This window comes from Micromonospora sp. NPDC049275 (assembly GCF_043197115.1).
Taxonomy (GTDB): domain Bacteria; phylum Actinomycetota; class Actinomycetes; order Mycobacteriales; family Micromonosporaceae; genus Micromonospora.
Genome location: NZ_JBICSN010000001.1, coordinates 684,483 through 701,236, shown reverse-complemented (window position 1 = coordinate 701,236; position 16,754 = coordinate 684,483). Strand labels below are relative to the sequence as shown.

Below are 16,754 nucleotides of genomic sequence, written 5' to 3'. Positions count from 1 at the left end.
GGGTCAGCACGGCTGGTCCGGGTGCGCCGAGCCGGAGCTGATCAGCCAGCGACCGTCGGGATAGCGGGTGGCGGTGGCGGTGGCCAGGTGTTTGCCGCCACCGCTGCCCGCGACGACCCGTTGGTCCTTGGCGTAGACCAGCCGGTAGCCGGTCGCGTCCAGGCAGTCCTGGATCTCCACGCTGGCCGGGTCCGTGTCCAGGCTGACGGCGGTCACGCTGGGATCGGACGCCAGTGTCCCGGTACGCACAGCACCGTGCTCCTTTGCGTCGCGAATGGACAATTGCACGCGAGTCAGCAGCGGATCAGCGAGAAAACGGGACAGTTCCGGCGCGTGTGGATCACTGCGTCGACTCGCCGTTCGCGAGGCCGCGAGATAACCGGAGTACGCCTCGAGCGCCGCCTTTTCGGCCGCTTCCCGTGCGGCGCTGGAATCCGCCCGCACTCCTTCGTCCCGCGTCGTCGCCGGCCGATCCACCGCCTCCTGCCCGCTGCCGCAGGCGGTGACCGGCGCCGCCGCCGCGATCACCAGCAGGCAGATCGCCGCTCGCCTGAGCTGCCGTCCGCGCACCGTCGAGCCCTCCTTGTGATCGCCCGACGTGGCGACGAAGCGCCGCCGCCGGGCATGCGGAAGCGCGCCCGGATCAGTGTCTCCGGAGCTGTTCATTGCGCTTCTGCATTCACCGTTACGGATCTTCTACAAATGCAGGTCCCGTATCTTCCGGTTGTTGCTGTGAGGCTTGCGTCACACCCAAGGGGCGAGCATAGGCTGACGGTCGCCGATGCAACAGAGGCAAGTCAAGTGAACACTCTCAGTGATGATGGGTGGTGGTGGCGGGTGCCCGTGCCGCACTCCGGACGGCGACTGGTCGAGGGGTCGTCGACGGCCTGGCCTCGTTGGCGCGGGTTGATCCGCCGTGACCCCTGGGCCCCTTGCGGAAGCGGGACATCCCGCCCGCATCCCGGCATCCAACCCGCAACTCGGGCCACGCCGCGACGCGTGTCGACTGGTCCGATCCGAGGGGTGAGCCACCGGTGGCGGACGTCCCTTTCCGCGCTATCCGCTACACCCGAGCGAACGTTCAGTCACGATCCGTGTTCACCATTCGAGTCGGTCGCCCGACGTTCGGCGGGCTCGACGTGGCGCTGACGGCCAAACCAACCAACCAACCGTCCGAGTCGGCCGGCTCCCCGGCCACCGCCGCAGGTGCTGGCCGTCTCCGGCTCGCCGCCGTGTGGCCAGGTCTGCTCGTCACCCCCCTGCTGCGACTGGCCGTCGTGCGTCACGCCGTACCCCCGGGTGCTCCCAGTCGGACCGGCTGCGACGCCTGCGGGGGCGTGATCAGCCTGACCAGGCCGTGGCCCGCGCTCGGCCCGGCGGGCCGGTGCGGCGGGTGCCGCGCCCGGATCGGGCCGCCGCCTGGCACGATCGAGGTGGCCGCGCTCGCGGCCGTGGCGCTGCTCGTGCTCGTCGGCCCGCCACTCGGAGCGCTGCCGGCGCTGGCCTGGTGGCTGGGCTGGACGCTGCCGGCGGTCGTCGTCGACCTTGCCGTGCACCGGCTGCCCGACCGACTCACCCTGCCCGCCGCGGGCGGGACCTGGCTGCTGCTGGGGGCGGCGGCGCTCGCCGGTGCCGGGGCAGGTCCGTGGCTGCGAGCCGTCGCCGCCGGTACGGGACTGGCGCTGTTCTTCGCGGCCAGCACGCTACTGCTCGGCCGCCGGGGCTTCGGGCTGGGCGATGCCAAGCTGGCGTTGGGCGTGGGCGGGCTGCTCGGCTGGTACGGCTGGCCCGTCCTCGTGCTCGGGCTACTGCTCACGTTCGGCTTGTCCGCGCTGGTGAGCCTGGGACTGCTGGCCGCCCGACGGGTCCGGTGGAGCACCCACCTGCCGTTCGGCCCGTTCCTGCTCCTCGGCACGGTGGGCGCTCTGTTGGTCACCTGACCACCTGCGCCTGAGGGGTGCTCAATGTAAGGGGCGGGCTGCCATCGTGAAGGCCGTATCCGACCTGTTCCGCTGGTGGCGTCGGTAGCTTGGCCGGGCAGGTCGCGGCCTGCTGCCCGGTCAGCCCGGCGTGTCGTCCTCGGTTGGACGCGGCTGGCGGTACTTCTTGATCCACGCCTCGACATCCTCGGCCAACCAGACCTTGGTACCCCGAAGCTCCTGGTACGGCTTCGGGAAGGTCGGGTACCGGGCGAGCTGCTGGAACCGCTGCCGCGAGACGCCCAGGCGCTCCGCGATCTCGTACGGCCCCATGAGCTGACCCGGCCCTCGGTCCATAGCCCGAACGTAAGGCGACTCACCCTTTCCTTTTGGCTATTGCCAGTTGACTAATACGATCGGGGCGGCGACCGTAGGTACGTGACTCGACGCGTCCCTTATGCGGAGTATCTGGCGGCGGTAGCCATGACTCTGGCCCGCAGGCATAGGCCGGTGTGGTCGTGGATCAAGTGGCGGAACGTCTGCAAGTGCGGGAACGAGCTGCCGTGTCGCACCAGGCACAAGATTCCCATCAACCGGGACCACTGGCCGGGTGAGAGCTGATGACCGCGCACGGCCCGGTTCTGCCGCTCTGGCTGTGCGACGCCTGCGAACGTCCCTGGCCCTGCGCGGCTCTCGCCGACGCCGTGTACCGCCGGTTCCTCGGGTGGCTGACGTGAAGCCGGGAGATGTCGTGCTCATTGGGGCGGCTTGCTCGGTGCAGTTCACGGGGGACCGGGCGCTGATGCTGCGCGTGGTGTCCGTTGGCGAGGTCGACCCCTACCACGACTGGATCTGGCTCACCGGGTACGTGCTGGACGCGAAGGGGTTGGCTACGTCCAAGCGCGAGTTGTACGTCATGAAGGCCGGGGTATGCATCCAACGGCGAACCGCCCCGGTGTGTGGTCAGCCGAGGCCGCCCGATTCGCGCAAGACCGTTGTTAGGTAACTCGTGGTTATGAGCGGGGTCGGCTGGCCAGGTCGGGTACCGGGCGCCGGGCTTCCGTGCGGCGGCGTAGCGCCTCGGTGGTCGGGCGGGCCAGGAGCGGGGTCGCCACCGCGGCGACCAGGGCGCCGAGCAGCAGGCCGGCGGCCACGTCGTGCGGGTAGTGCACGCCCACGAAGACCCTGGAGAAGGCGGCCAGCACGGCCAGCGGCAGCGCGACCAGCCCGAGTCGGCGGGAGAGCAGGAGAGTGGTGATCGCCAGCGCGCCGGCAAGCGTGGCGTGGTTGCTGGGGAACGACCAGTCGCCCGGTGGCGGGCAGGTGCCGGCGATGATCGCCCGGCCCGCCGAGCGGCACGGCCGGTCCTCGTCCACCACGGTCTTGAGCCACTCGCTGCTCGCGTACGCCAGGAGGGTCGGCAGCGGCGCGACCAGGGCGAGTGCCCGGTCGTGCGGGCCGCCGGCCAGGCGGCGCACCGCGGCCACCACCAGCAGCGCGCCGAGGAGCAGGATCACGCCCTCGGTGGCGTGCCCGACGAACCACCGCACCGGGTCGGGGCTGCCGGCGGCGGCGTCGACGATGTCGCGGTACCACTCGGCGCTGATCTCTGGAACGTCAGTGCTGCCGTTGTCGGCCATGAATCACCTCACTACATGTTCATACCTCGTTCATCTTGGAGACACCCTAGGAACGCGGCAGGGGGCAGCACAGGAGTCGAAGGTCGAGCCGGCCGCACGACTTTCGTCAGCGATCGCACAGGCGCCACCGACCAACCGCCGCTCAGGGCGCTCAGCGGCTCAGGTCGCCGTGGGCCCGCCGGCCATGCGTTCGCGGACGGCCTCCAGCGCCTCGAAGGCGTACGCCCAGTTGTGGCACTTGAAGCTGCGCAGGCCCTCGATGGCGGTGTGGCAGTCGGCGCAGCGCACCCCGGGGATGGCCTCTGGCACCTCGGTGTTGACGTACCTCTGTTCGCCGAGGATGACCGTGGCGATCATGTTCTTGTCGTGCAGGCCGGTGAGTGCCGACGAGACGATGTCGTACCAGGTGATCCGCCGGCCGCACTTCGGGCAGTCCGGCTCGTCGCCGCTTACCCACAGAGGGGCGCCGATGCTGCGCGCCGGCATGCCGAGCAGCTTCTCCAGACGCCTGACGTCCGCCTCCGGTGTGGTCCACCGGTGCTGGCCGGGCAGCGACGCGGGTGAGTCGTACACGGCGCGGAACAGGTCATCCTCGACCCGCACGGTTTCCCGCTGACCGGTCATCGGCGTCCCCCCTCGGTGATTCGGTGCCCCCACCGTGGTCGGCGTTGACCAGGGGCGCAGCCGGATCAACGACACGAGGGGTCAGCGGGTCGTCGCTCCGGGTGCTAGACATCGAGATCCGACCGCGCGTCGAAGGGACCCCTCGTGACCGACCAGCCGGCACCCGACACCACAGACGTCACCGCCCGACCCAACGTCGCCCGGATGTACGACTACTTCCTGGGCGGCAGCAACAACTTCGCCGCCGACCGGGCCGCCGCCGAGCGGGTGTTGGAGATCTTCCCGGGCACCGGGTTCGCCGCGCAGACAAACAGGCACTTCCTGCGGCGGGCCGTCCGGTACGCCGCCGCGCAGGGTGTCCACCAGTTCCTGGACATCGGCGCGGGTCTGCCCACCCAGGGGACCGTGCACGAGGTGGTGCGGGCCGTGGCGCCCGACGCCCGGGTGGTCTACGTCGACTACGACGAGGTGGCCGTCGCGTACGGCCGGCGGTTGTTGACGGACGTGCCCGGCACGGCCGTCGTCCAGGGTGACCTGCGGCGGCCGGACGACCTGCTGGCCCACCCGGAGGTGCGGGGCACGCTCGACCTGGACCGCCCGGTGGCCGTGCTGCTGCTCGCGGTGCTGCACTTCGTGCCGGACGACGACGACCCGTGGGCCGCCGTCGCCCGGCTGCGCGACGCCACAGTCCCCGGCAGTCACCTGATGCTGTCGCACCTGACGCTGGACGGCGTCCCGCCGGAGGTGGCCGAGCGCGGACAGGCCGTCTACCGCACCAGCAGCGCCCCGCTGGTTCCCCGCACCCACGCCGAGGCGCTGCGCTTCTTCGACGGCTACGACCTGGTGGAGCCCGGTCTGGTCGAGACCACCCGGTGGCGACCGGACGACGAGCAGGAGGCCGGGGACGCGCACGGCTACGCCGGGGTTGGCGTCCGCCGCTGACGCGCTTTCGCCTCCGGTGGCGGGCCTCGGGTGGTACGACGGACCCAGCGCCGGCCACCGGGAGGAGCGCCGATGGCGAGCAGACCCGAGCGGCTGTTGCGGGGAAGCGACGCGCCGCTGAGCGCCTCGTTCCTGGAACTCTTCTTCGACCTGGCGTTCGTGCTCGCCCTGAGCCAGTTGGCCGAACACCTGCTCCACGACCTCACGTGGGGTGGGACGCTGCGCACCGCGCTGCTGCTGGCGGGCGTCTGGTGGATCTGGGTGACCACCACCTGGACCGCCGACTGGTACGACCCGGAGACCCCGGCCATCCGCGGAGTACTGGTCGCCGCCACGATGGGCAGCCTGCTGGCCGGGGTGGCGATCCCGCAGGGGCTGCACGGACGGGCGGGCCTCTTCGCCGGCGCGTACGTCGGGGTCCATCTCGTCCGGGGCGTCGTCACCGTTGCGGCGCTGCGCGGTCATCCACGGCAGCGCCGGGCGCTGCGGATCCTCTGCTGGTACACGGTCACCGCCGTGCCGTGGCTGGCCGGCGTGTTCCTGCCGCAGTGGCGGGTGCCGCTCTGGGTGCTCGCCCTCGCGGTCGACCTGTCCGGACCACGGCTCGGCTGGCCGACGCCGATGCTGGGTCGCGCCCGTCAGCAGGAGCTGCGCCTCGCTGGCGCGCACTTCGCCGAGCGCTACCAACAGATCATGATCATCACGCTCGGTGAACTCGTGCTGGTCGCCGGCCTGTCGTACGCCGGCACCGACCTGGATCCCGCCGAGACCGCCGCCTTCCTGCTGGTCTTCGCCACCGCCGTGCTGATCGGCCTGCTCTACGTGACGCCCGCCGGCCGGCACCTGGGCTCGGCCATCGAGCACGCCGACCCGTCCCGGCTCGGTGTCGTCACCGGTTACCTGCACCTGGTGATGGTCGCCGGCATCGTGGTCACGGCCGTCGGGGCCGAACTGAGCATCGCCCACCCAACCGAGGCCGGCGACATGAGGGCGATCATGGCCATCCTGGGCGGGCCGACGCTGTTCCTCGTCGGGCGGATCCTGTTCTCACTGGCGATCCACCGGCGGCTGTCCTGGCCCCGGGTGGCTGCCCTGTTCGTGCTGGCCGGCGCGGCCGCCGCTCTGCGGTTGCCGCTGGTGGCGGTGAGCGCGGTCGCCACCTTCGTGGTGCTCGTGGTGGCCGTCCTGGACCACGCCGCCCTCTTCACCTACCACCGGCCCGGAACTGCTGACTGACCGGAGCGCGGTCCGGCTCGACACCAACCGCAACCTCATCGAGGCGATCGCGGTGTCCTACGACACCGAGCGCTATTCGCACCTCGGCCACGCAAACCCTCCCTGATCAGAGACGGCGGATGACGAGCCCCGGCTTGACGTCCGAAGACGCCGAGAGGTGCGCGATGTGCTGGGGATCGCTGGTGAAGACGATCGCACCGCGGGCAAGAGCGACGGTGACCACGGTGGCGTCGACGACATCACGGGTGCCCGCCTTGCCGCACAGGAGGCCGGCAGCCTTGGCCAACTCCACGCCGATCGGGACAATCTCGCAGCTGTGCAGAAACCGGCCGAGCTGGACCTGGCGGCGAGGATCACGCCACGCCTGGCTTACGACAACGGAGGGGATGAGCAGGCGACGCCCCTCTTCCACGGCCAGGTGATGAATCGCCCACATGCGCCGGTCGTTGGCGTCCATGGCGAGCAGCACCCCGGCGTCGTAGACGTAAGGGACGCTCACGCTGCTGCCTGACCGGGCCCGCTGAGCGACTGAGCGTCGGCAGCGGCCATTTCAGCTCGCGCCGCAGCTATCTCTTCCACCGTGAACGCCCCATGTTCGGCCTGCCAGTCCGCGACCAACCGCCGCCCGATGCGGCGCCGGAGCTCGCTCTCCGCAGCACTCGCGACCAACCGCGACAACGGGACGCCGTCTTCCCTGGCCGCGGCACCAAGCGCCGCTACCAACTCCTCAGGGAGCGTAACCGTTACCTTCTTAACCGCCATACGCACACCATACAGCGATATGGCATTCTCTGGATCGAGGCATGGCGCTCGAACCCGCGCACAACTCGCCGCTGGGAACGCCGCACGACCGGATCCACCGGCGCGCGCCTGCCACCGTCGCGAACGCCGGTAGGCCGGTCGGTCGGTAGCTTTTCCGGATCCATGGGTACGCCTGTCTCGCCTCGGATCGGCTGGGACGGCAGGATCCTCGTCTGTGACACTCGTCCTGCCACCGCGTCTGACCGGATCGGCCGAGAGATTGCGCGATGCCGCCCGTCGACGCGGGCTGCACACCGTGCAGTTACCCACATTCACTGTGCCCGTCGGTCTGCAAGCCGACCACCTGCATGCAGGGCCGACCTTCGCCGACGCCGTCGCTGCACGGCTCGGGATCGCCCCGCTGGAGGCTCCGCACGACTGGCTGGCTGGACTACCCCGGCAGTTCACGCACCGAGAGGTCACTCTGGTCACGATCGGCGATGCCTACGAACTCCGTCGGCCGGCATTCATCAAGTCGCCGAACGACAAGAACATCCAAGCCATGATCTATACGGACGGTTCCCGCCTGCCCGGCCCGGACGCGGTCGACCGACGGACCCCGGTACTCGTCAGCGACATCGTCGGCTTCACCGCCGAGTACCGGCTACACCTGCTCGACGGCACGGTCCATGCCGCCAGTCAGTACGCCGAGCAGGGAAGGTTGCGCCTCGGACCTCCGTCCGCCGACGCGCTCGCCTTCGGAGCTGACCTGCGAGCTGTTCAGCAGCCCCGAGAGGCATCTGGCCGTGATCTACGGCGGCATCACCGAGGCCCCGATCTACCTCGACAGTCCTCGTCCGGCACTTCCCCGGGGTACGCCTTCCGCAGGATCTCCAGCTCACGTGCGAGATGGGGCGGCAGCACGTGAGCCAGTGTCGCACGCAGCCAGATCCTGCTCACCGACCCCGCCGGCAATCTCGTCGAGCTGTTCCAACCCGCCCAACGGCCGGGCCCACGCACGCCGACCACGCCCTGACCGGGCCCAGGCCGTGACGACGCCGGGGCGGCCACGATCAGGGGACTCGCTGCCGGTCACCCGGCAGGGCGAAGATGATTCGTCCTAACGTCGACACGTTCCGCCCTGCAAGTCCGAATTCCTGCCACTGGTGTCCGGGCTGGAGAGCGGCAGGGGCCTTGGACCGGAGTGGCGGAGGGTGACCGTGAGCGGTAACAAACGGGCCGATCCGATGTATCGACGCCAGTTCGTCAAGCTGTCGGGGGTAACCGGTGCCGCCGGACTTCTGGCGCTGGCCGGGGCGGACGGCGGGATGGCCGACGGTGGGCAGGGCCCCGAGCCCTCCCCGCCTGACCCGGGCGGAGCCACCTGCCCGACGCCGTCGGCCCTGTGCGGCTTTCCGAGCCAGTCCGGCGGCAGGTACGAACTCTGGGACAAAGTGCAGGTCTGCCTGGGCACGAGGACCACGCCACCGACCAACTGCCTGCGGACGACGTCCGACTATGTGGTGCTGAACGGCATGCCGCAGAACAGTCACAACTTCCTGCTGCTGCCGACCTGCCGGGTGAGTGGCATCGAGTGCCCGTTCATCGCGACCGCCGCCGCACCCAACTACTGGCTGGACGCATGGATCAACGCCCAACCCGGCCAACCCTCGCATGTCGTCTACCCGAACATCGGTCTGGGGGTCAATTCGGCCAACACCCGAGACCAGGACCAACTACACATCCACCTGGCGGGCATCCACAGTGGCATCCAGACCCAGCTCAACGCCTACGACAACTCGATCACCAACAACCCGGCAAACTGGCGAAACCAGATCGTTCCCATCTGGGGCCTGACGAGTACGGGGATGCCGGCGCCCCGCTCATACCGGGTACTCCACGTCTCGAACCTGAACAACCCCAACCTGTTCATGCGGCTGCGCGACAGCGTAGTGCTACCGACCGGGGCGAACATGGCCGACCAGGCGCTGACAGTCACCCCTCGCCTGGTCGGTAACGGCGGGTTCTATGTCCTGAACAGCGAACCCGCTCTTCAGACGCCGCCCGGCCAGCCGGGCGGTACGGGCACCGTGGACTTCCTGCTCGCGTACACCTGATGCCCGTCCGCGCCTACGCTCGTGACCGGACGTACCCGGTCAGCCCTTCACCGCGCCGGCAGTGAGCCCTTCGGTGAGGAAGCGCTGCCCGAGCGCGTACATGATGACCACGGGGATGCTGACGAGCAGCGACGCCGCGGCGAGTTGTCCCTGCGGAACGACGTCCCCGGCGATCATCGACTGCATCCCCACCGGCAGCGTCTTGTACTCGTCCTTCGTGATGAACACGAACGCGAAGAGGAACTCGTTCCAGGCGTTGGTCAGGGTGAAGAGCGCCACCGCCAGCAGCCCGGGCTTGGCCAGCGGCAGCACCACCCGGCCGAACGCCTGGAGGCGGCTGCAGCCGTCGACGAGCGCGGCCTCCTCCAGTTCGACGGGGATCGACGAGAAGTACCCCACCAGCAGCCAGGTGGCGAACGGCAGCGTGAAGGTCGGGTAGGTCACCACCAGGGACCACAACGAGTCGGTGAGGCGCGCGCCGATGAGCATCTGGTAAAGCGGGATGAACAGCAGCGCGCCCGGCATCACGTAGGTGAGCAGCACCGTGACGGTGAAGCCCTGCGCCCCCCGGAACCGCAGTCGGGCCAGCGCGTAGCCCGCCAGGGCGGCGCAGACAAGGGCCACCGCCGTGGACGCCGCGGACACCAGCAGCGTGTTGAGGTACCAGCGGCCGAACGGCTGGTTGTCGAACAGGGCGCCGAACTGCTCCAGGGTCCACGGCGTCGGCCACAGATCGTCGGTACGCATGACGACCTGGCCCTCGGACTTGAAGGCCGTGACGGCTATCCAGTACAGCGGGCCCAGCACGAAGAAGAGCAACCCGGCCAGCGCGACACCGGATCCCAGGCCCGACACCACCGACGACGACCGGCGACCGCCCCGCGACGAGAGGGCCGAGACCACCCGGCCGACCCCCGCCGCGATCAGCAGGATCACCCCGAGGACCACCGCCGCCTTCCAGAAGATCTGCGGAGATGCCCAGGCCAGCAGACCGGTCACCACCGCGGTGACGACCCACGGCAGCGCCCTGCGCGCCGGTGCGGCCCAGCTCCGCGTGCCGATCCACCGCGTTGCCCGACGTCGTCCGGGCAGCCTGACGCCGCTGTCCTGACGCAGCAACCGCACCAGGACGAACACCAGGCCGCCGATGACCGGCAGCATGACGAGCGTGACGGCCGCGCCGGCGCCGTACTGCAACTGCAGGATCGCCTTCGAGTACGCGACGAGCACGTACGGCGCTGTCACGTCACCCGGGCCGCCCTGGGTCAGCAACCAGACGAGGTCGAAGTTGTTGAACGTCCAGATCGACGACAGGGTCACCGTCACGGTGATCACGTGGCGCAGTCCGGGCAGCGTCACGTGGGCGAACCGCCGCCAGGACGAGGCGCCGTCGATCGTCGCCGCCTCGTACAGGTCCGCCGGGATGGCCTTCAACCCCGCGAGGAAACACACGGTGAAGAACGGCACGCCCTTCCAGACGTTCACGAGGATCACCGAGGGCATGGCCAGCGACGGATCGGACAGCCAGCCCGCGGGCCAACTGTCGACCAGGTGCGCGTCGGCGAGCAGCGGCCCGATCCCGGTGGCGGTGAGCAGCGTGTTGACGCTGCCGAAGATGGGGTCGAGCAGCGCGCGCCAGCTGAACGCCGTCACCACCGTCGGCACCACCCACGGCACCAGGAGCAGCCCGGCCAGCACCGCACGCCCGCGGCGTCGCTGGTGCAGCAGCAGGGCCGCGGCCAACCCCAACACGACCTTGAAGACCTCGGCGTACGCGGTGAAGACGAACGAGTTCACCACGCCGGTGTGGAACTGGTCGTCGCCGACGAGCGCGAGGTAGTTGTCCAGGCCGACGAACACGGTGTCCGGCCCGTGCCGTTCGGTGGTGCTGGTGATGATCGACCGGGCGATCGGCACGAGGACGAGCCCGCCGACAAGCACGGCCATCGGTGCCAGGAACAGCGCGGCCAGCCGCCAGTCCCGCCCCAGCCGCCGCTGGACCGCCGTGAGAGAGCCGGGTCCCGACGGCGGGGACTTCCGCGCCGCCGGGACCCGTGCGTGACGGACCGAGCTCACTGCCGCAGCCCCTGCTGGTTGAAGATCTGCACCATCTTCGCGTGGGCGTCCGCCACGGCCTGCGCCGGCGCGGTGCCCTGGACGACCCGCTGCATCATGTCGGTGAGCACGTAGGCCGACCCCACCGCCTGCTGGCCCGCGCTGGCCTTCTGCGGGAAGGTCAGGCCGTTCTTCGTGTTCAGCGGCAGCTTCAGTTCGGTGATCCTGCGCAGCATGGGGAACGCCGGGTCGCCGCTCGTGAAGAACGGGTCGGCGTCCCAGACCTTCTCCCAGGCGGGCATCACCAGACCGGGTGCCTCCTTCGCCACCCCGAGCAGCGCGGGCGCGCTGACCAGGTACTGCGCCAGGAGCTTGGCGAGTGCCGGGTTCTTGGCGCCCTTGAAGACGACGAAGCCCTGCGACTGGCCGAGCAGCAGGGGATTGTTCGTCGCCGGCCCGATGCAGTCGGAGAACACGTGGGTGTTCGCGTGCACCGGGTTCTTCTTGGTCCGCGAGTCCGCGTAGACGCTGAACTGGTTGCGGGTGTAACCGAGAATGCCCGCGAGCCAGTTCTCGTTGTTGCTGGTGTCGGTCCAGCTCGCGATCCCCGGTGGCAGCATCGGCTTGTACTTGGAGTTGGTGTAGATGTCGCCCAGGAAGGTCACCGCCTGCACGGTCTCGGGGGAGTTGAACGTGACCTTCCGGCCGTCGTTGGAGGCGATCGAGCCGCCGTAGGCGTTGATGAGCGCCTCGATCATGCCGTTGCCGTCACCGGACCGGTTCACAGTCATGCCCCAGCCGAACCGGCGCTTGGTCGGATCGGAGATCTCCAGGCACAGGTCCCGCAGCTCCTCCCAGCTGTAGATGTCCTTGGGGGAGATGCCCTTGTCCTGCATCCAGTCCTTGCGCAGGAACGACCCGATCCCGATGAAGTGGTACGGGATGGCGAACCACTTGCCGTCGAAGACGCAGTAGTTCGTCGCCTCGGCGGAGGGTTGGCCGTACTTGGCGGTCAGGGCCTGGACGACGTCCGTCACGTCCTCCAGGTCGCCGAGCGCCTGGAACTGCGCGACGAACCGCGAGTCGGTCATGAACGCCAGGTCGCGCGCCACGCTGCCCTTGACCTCGGCGTCGATCTTGGCCACCACGTCACCGGCGTCGGCCTGGACCAGACTGTTCTCGATCTTCGTTCCGGTGGTGTCCGCGAACTTCTTGATCGAGCTGTCGAGGGCCTCGTTCGCCGCAGTCGAGTACAGCTTCTGCGACAGCATCCCCATCGAGGAGCCCTTCATCGACGACGCGGCGTCGATGAGCTCCTGTGGAACTTCGGGCTGCACCTTGCTGGGCGAGTCGGAGCTGCCCCCGCACGCGGCCAGACCGGCCGCGCCGAGCACCCCCGCTCCCATCCCCAGAAAGCCGCGTCGAGACCAGGCTGGATTCTTCTCCATGGACATTCGCCTCCTCAGAGTCCCGCACCACTGCACGCCGAAGGCGTGCCTGACGAACACCGCGATCCTTGTGTTCCAGGTGTGTCTCGTGCGGCGACCACGAACGGGCCGCCCGCACAGATCAGTGCGTTCGCAAACCCGTCGGGGGAGTTGGCGGGGTTGCGACGGCGCGCGGGAGAATCCGCGTGCCGCTCGCCGGGTAGCGCGACGAGGTCGAGGCGATCGGCGACCGGGCCGAGGGGGTGCCTCTGGCGTTCCAGTTCGGTCGGGTCACGGGACCACCGCCGTTCGAGATTTCGAACTGAGTTCGAGATACCGGATCGAGTGGTCGCGACGCTAGAGCAGCATCGTGAGAAATGTCAATGTTTCGATGGCGTTTCGAGCCGAAAACAGGAGGCCGGCTATCGAGGCTGGGCCCGGTAGCCCATGCGGGCGGACAGCGCGGCCGCGCCCTCGCGAACCAGTCCGGTCCACTCCATCTGCACCTGAGACGTCCAGCGAATGATCGGCGCGGACAGGCTCATCGCTGCGATGACGGCACCCGAATGGTCCCGGATCGCCGCCGCGACGCAGCGCATCGCGCTGTCCGACTCGCCGACATCGACAGCGACGCCCTCCACCCGGACGCGTTCGAGATGCGCGCGGAGAAGGTCCGGGTCGGTGATGCTGTCCGGCGTCATCCCCGGCAGAGCGTCCTTCGACAGGACGGCATCCAGGTCCGCCTGATCGAGGGCCGACAGCAGCACCTTGCCGACCGCCGTGCAGTGGGCCGGCAGCCGCAGCCCGACACCGGAGACCATCCGGACGGGGTGCGTGCTGTCGAACTTGACGAGGTAGATGACATCGGCACGGTCCAGCACGGCCACGTGCACCGCCTCGTCACACTTCGATGCCACGTCCCGGGCGACCCCCTGCGCCTCGCGTACCAGGTCAAGCCGGCCGGCGAACGCCGCGCCCAGCTGGAAGAGCGGCATACCGAGCCGATACTGCACCGGCTGGCCCGGTACGGAGATCAGGTACGAGCGAGCCTCGAGCGTGACGAGCAGCTCGTGGACCGTGGTGCGGGGCAGGTCGAGTCGCTCCATCACCTGACGGGCCGACAGTTGGGGGCAGTCCAGGAACAGTTCGAGGACGTCGAGTGCGCGGATGACTGCCGGTACGACACGGGGCATGTCGAAAGTCCCTTCGCAGTGCCGGACGCGTGCTAACGATCTCCACACGGACCAGCACCTGAAGAGGATAGCCACGTCGGCTTCGGCTCAGGTCGTTGCTGGCATCTCGGGGTCGCGGCCCGCAGCTGGCTGAAGGCGACGTCGAAGTCGACATGCCTGAGCCGCACCTGACAAGCTACAGGGATTGATCTTGTAGTCCGGACGTCTCCGCGCAGGCCGCGGGTGCCATCCGGGTGACTCGAGCAGGGAGATGGTCGTGCGCAAGCTCGTGTATTACATCGCCTCCACCCTGGACGGCTTCATCGCCGGTCCCGACGGTGCCGACCCCACCGGCCCGGGTGGGTTCTGGCCGATTCCGGACGACTACCTGCGCCACCTCGTCGCCGAATATCCGGAAACCCTGCCCGGAGCGGCGAGGCAGGCGTTCGGCATCACCGACGAGGGCAGCCGGTTCGACACCGTTCTGGAAGGGCGCCACTCCTACGAGGTGGGGTTGCAGGCCGGTGTGTCCGACGCCTACCCGCACCTGCGCCACCTGGTCTTCTCGCGCACGATGGACGGGAGCCCCGACCCGGCCGTCGAGGTCGTGTCCGAGGACCCGATCGCCACCGTACGGGAACTGAAGCGGCACGACGGCAAGGACATCTGGGTGATCGGCGGCGGCACCCTGGCCGGCGCCCTCTATCCCGAGATCGACCAGCTGATCGTGAAGCTCGCTCCGTTGACCGTCGGCACCGGCATTCCGCTGTTCGGCCGCGACGCCATCTTCGCTCCACGTACCTGGCACCTGACCGAGCACACGGTCCTCGACAGCGGCGCGCTGTTCCTGACCTACGCCCGCACGTCGACCGGAACCGACTCCGCATGACCGGTGGCACATCCCGTCCACGCCGTCCCGGTCCACCCTGACCTGGCCGACGTGCAGGCCCGGCCATTCGGCTCTCGACCGGAGTGGACGGGCTCGACTGACACGGGCTCGCCGAGTCACAACCGTTCGGGAGTCCGAATGCCGAGCAGGTAGAGCCCCTGCTCGAGCATTCGTGCGGTCAGGTCGCAGAGCACCAGTCGGCTCTCCCGGACCGGTCCCTCGGCCCGCAGCACCGGGCACCTCTCGTAGAACGTGCTGAACGCGGCGGCCAGTCGGTACAGGTGGCCGGCGAGGTGATGAAACTCCAGATTGTCAGCCACCTCGCCGACCACCCGGCCGAAGCCGACCAGTTCGAAGGCCAGCGCCCGCTCCGCCGGCTCGGCGAGCGAGACGGCCGCGTCGAGCCGGGCCGCCAACCCGGCCCGCCGGAAGATGGACCGGATCCGGGAGTACGCGTACTGGAGGTAGGGCGCGGTGTTGCCGTCCAACGCCAGCATCCGCTCCCAGTCGAGCACGTAGTCCCGGTGCCGGTCGTTGGACAGGTCGGCGTACTTGATCGCGCCGATGCCGACCGCCCGGCCCACCTCGGCCGCCTCCGCCGCACCCAGCTCCGGATTCCGCTCCCGGGCCAGCGCGGTCGCCCGGGAGATGGCCTCCTCCAGCAGCCCGACCAGTTTCACCGACCCGCCGGCCCGGCTGCGCAACATTCGCCCGTCCGACCCGAGGATCGAGCCGAACCCGACGTGCTCGGCGCGGGTCGGCGGCGCCAGCCACCCGGCCTGCGCGGCGACGGCGTACACCATCTCGAAGTGCCGCCGTTGCGGCAGCCCCACCACGTAGAGCAGGCGGGTCGCGCCGAGCGCGCCGGTCCGCTGCCGGATCGCCGCCAGGTCGGTCGCCGCGTAGCCGTACCCGCGGTCGGACTTGCGCACGATCAGCGGCAGCGGCTCGCCGTCCCGTCCGATCACGCCGGGCGGGAACACGCAGGCCGCGCCCCCGCTCTCCCGCACCAGCCCGAGCCGGTCCAGCTCCTCGACCACCGGCCCGAGCAGGTCGTTGTAGCTGCTCTCGCCATGGAAGTCCCGCTCGGTCAGGGTCACGTCGAGCATGTCGTACACGGTCATGAAGTACCGCTCGGACTGCTCCACCAGCAGCCGCCACAGCCGCCGCGTCACCGGGTCGCCGCCCTGCAGAGCCACCACCCGCCGCCGGGACCGCTCGGCGAACGCCTCGTCGGCGTCGAACTTCGCCCGAGCCGTCTTGTAGAACGAGTCCAGGTCCCCCATGGACAGCTCCTGCGCGGCCTCGGCCTCGCCCAGATCGGCCAGATGCTCGATCAGCATGCCGAAGGGCGTGCCCCAGTCGCCCAGGTGATTGGCCCGCACCACCCGGTGCCCCAGCCATTCCAGAAGCCGGGCCGCCGCGTCGCCGATCACCGTCGAGCGCAGGTGCCCGACGTGCATCTCCTTCGCCACGTTCGGCGCCGAGTAGTCGACCACCACCGTCTCCGGCTCGGCCGTCACCGGCACGCCCAACCGCCTGTCGGCGGCGAGCGCGGTGATCAGACCCGCCAGCGTCCGATCGGCGACGGTCAGGTTGAGAAAGCCCGGCCCGGAGACCTCTGCCCTGCTGCACAGGTCGGCCAACTCGGCGTGCTCCAACACCTGCGCGGCGATGTCGCGCGGCGGCCGGCCGAGCCGCCGGGCCAACGCCAGCGCCGCGTCGGACTGGAAGTCCGCGCGCTGAGACCGCCGCACGACCGGGTCGACAGGCACGCCGGCCACCGTCGCGAACGCCGGCGCCAGCCGGTCGGTAAGCAGATTCTCCAGATCCATGGGTACGCCGATCTCGCTCGGATCCGTCGCTCGCGGATCACCGAAAGGGGATGCGGGCGGACCGGGACGATCGGCGGTGACCGGCGGCTCGATCCGCCGGTCGCAGGTGAGGAGCGCTCAGCGCGGGCGGTCGCAGGACCGCCGGCGTCGCAGCGCG

Annotated in this window: 16 protein-coding genes; 7 read left to right on the top strand and 9 right to left on the bottom strand. The window is 69.7% G+C overall.

Translation table 11 applies throughout. The features are described 5' to 3' along the window. Positions 1-3: 3 nt before the first annotated feature. On the bottom strand, positions 4-570 hold the full coding sequence (locus ACGFIE_RS03310; RefSeq protein ID WP_393290507.1) for a hypothetical protein: 567 nt from the start codon (positions 568-570) through the stop codon (positions 4-6). 662 nt (positions 571-1,232) lie between these two features. Between ACGFIE_RS03310 and ACGFIE_RS03305 the strand changes: the two genes are divergently transcribed. Continuing rightward, positions 1,233-1,940 carry a prepilin peptidase gene (locus ACGFIE_RS03305; RefSeq protein ID WP_393291266.1) on the top strand — a complete coding sequence of 236 codons (708 nt, stop codon included), beginning with the start codon at positions 1,233-1,235 and terminating at the stop codon, positions 1,938-1,940. Positions 1,941-2,060: 120 nt separating this feature from the next. Here the strand turns inward: ACGFIE_RS03305 and ACGFIE_RS03300 are convergent, their stop codons facing one another. Then, a complete protein-coding gene (locus ACGFIE_RS03300; RefSeq protein WP_354853544.1) occupies positions 2,061-2,276 on the bottom strand; it encodes a hypothetical protein in 216 nt (71 codons plus the stop codon). 394 nt (positions 2,277-2,670) lie between these two features. Between ACGFIE_RS03300 and ACGFIE_RS03295 the strand changes: the two genes are divergently transcribed. Then, positions 2,671-2,925: a hypothetical protein gene (locus ACGFIE_RS03295; RefSeq protein WP_393290505.1), complete on the top strand. Its 255-nt coding sequence runs from the start codon at positions 2,671-2,673 to the stop codon at positions 2,923-2,925. 7 nt (positions 2,926-2,932) lie between these two features. On the opposite strand, the gene ACGFIE_RS03290 is transcribed toward ACGFIE_RS03295, so the two are convergent. Then, positions 2,933-3,559, bottom strand: a complete 627-nt coding sequence (locus tag ACGFIE_RS03290; protein WP_393290503.1) for a phosphatase PAP2 family protein — start codon at positions 3,557-3,559, stop codon at positions 2,933-2,935. A 159-nt stretch (positions 3,560-3,718) separates the two neighbouring features. Continuing rightward, the gene (locus ACGFIE_RS03285) at positions 3,719-4,183 is read right to left on the bottom strand and encodes a hypothetical protein (RefSeq protein WP_393290500.1); all 465 of its coding nucleotides are present in this window, start codon (positions 4,181-4,183) and stop codon (positions 3,719-3,721) included. Positions 4,184-4,327: 144 nt separating this feature from the next. On the opposite strand from ACGFIE_RS03285, the gene ACGFIE_RS03280 reads away from it, so the two are divergent. Both ACGFIE_RS03280 and ACGFIE_RS03275 read left to right on the top strand, forming a co-directional pair. Next, positions 4,328-5,125, top strand: a complete 798-nt coding sequence (locus ACGFIE_RS03280) for an SAM-dependent methyltransferase (RefSeq protein WP_393290498.1) — start codon at positions 4,328-4,330, stop codon at positions 5,123-5,125. Positions 5,126-5,197: 72 nt separating this feature from the next. Continuing rightward, the gene (locus ACGFIE_RS03275) at positions 5,198-6,361 is read left to right on the top strand and encodes a low temperature requirement protein A (protein WP_393290496.1); all 1,164 of its coding nucleotides are present in this window, start codon (positions 5,198-5,200) and stop codon (positions 6,359-6,361) included. A 106-nt stretch (positions 6,362-6,467) separates the two neighbouring features. On the opposite strand, the gene ACGFIE_RS03270 is transcribed toward ACGFIE_RS03275, so the two are convergent. Next, a complete protein-coding gene (locus tag ACGFIE_RS03270) occupies positions 6,468-6,860 on the bottom strand; it encodes a PIN domain-containing protein (RefSeq protein ID WP_393290493.1) in 393 nt (130 codons plus the stop codon). A gap of 558 nt (positions 6,861-7,418) precedes the next feature. Here ACGFIE_RS03270 and ACGFIE_RS03265 point away from each other — a divergent pair. Both ACGFIE_RS03265 and ACGFIE_RS03260 read left to right on the top strand, forming a co-directional pair. Then, on the top strand, positions 7,419-8,030 hold the full coding sequence (locus ACGFIE_RS03265) for an ATP-grasp domain-containing protein (RefSeq protein ID WP_393290491.1): 612 nt from the start codon (positions 7,419-7,421) through the stop codon (positions 8,028-8,030). A gap of 238 nt (positions 8,031-8,268) precedes the next feature. Further along, positions 8,269-9,219, top strand: coding sequence for a CDP-diacylglycerol diphosphatase (locus ACGFIE_RS03260; RefSeq protein ID WP_393290489.1), 951 nt, complete (start codon positions 8,269-8,271; stop codon positions 9,217-9,219). 39 nt (positions 9,220-9,258) lie between these two features. On the opposite strand, the gene ACGFIE_RS03255 is transcribed toward ACGFIE_RS03260, so the two are convergent. From ACGFIE_RS03255 to ACGFIE_RS03245, 3 genes are all read right to left on the bottom strand, one after another. Continuing rightward, positions 9,259-11,295, bottom strand: a complete 2,037-nt coding sequence (locus tag ACGFIE_RS03255; protein WP_393290487.1) for an ABC transporter permease subunit — start codon at positions 11,293-11,295, stop codon at positions 9,259-9,261. Continuing rightward, positions 11,292-12,722 carry an extracellular solute-binding protein gene (locus ACGFIE_RS03250; RefSeq protein WP_393290486.1) on the bottom strand — a complete coding sequence of 477 codons (1,431 nt, stop codon included), beginning with the start codon at positions 12,720-12,722 and terminating at the stop codon, positions 11,292-11,294. Before ACGFIE_RS03250 ends, ACGFIE_RS03255 begins: the two co-directional genes overlap by 4 nt. 401 nt (positions 12,723-13,123) lie before the next feature. Next, positions 13,124-13,894 (bottom strand): IclR family transcriptional regulator, encoded by a 771-nt coding sequence (locus ACGFIE_RS03245; protein ID WP_393290484.1) that lies wholly within the window; start codon positions 13,892-13,894, stop codon positions 13,124-13,126. Positions 13,895-14,150: 256 nt separating this feature from the next. Here ACGFIE_RS03245 and ACGFIE_RS03240 point away from each other — a divergent pair, with 256 nt between their 5' ends. After that, on the top strand, positions 14,151-14,762 hold the full coding sequence (locus tag ACGFIE_RS03240; RefSeq protein ID WP_393290482.1) for a dihydrofolate reductase family protein: 612 nt from the start codon (positions 14,151-14,153) through the stop codon (positions 14,760-14,762). 116 nt (positions 14,763-14,878) lie between these two features. On the opposite strand, the gene argS is transcribed toward ACGFIE_RS03240, so the two are convergent. Then, positions 14,879-16,597 carry an arginine--tRNA ligase gene (gene argS, locus ACGFIE_RS03235; RefSeq protein WP_393290479.1) on the bottom strand — a complete coding sequence of 573 codons (1,719 nt, stop codon included), beginning with the start codon at positions 16,595-16,597 and terminating at the stop codon, positions 14,879-14,881. Between the last annotated feature and the right edge of the window lie 157 nt (positions 16,598-16,754).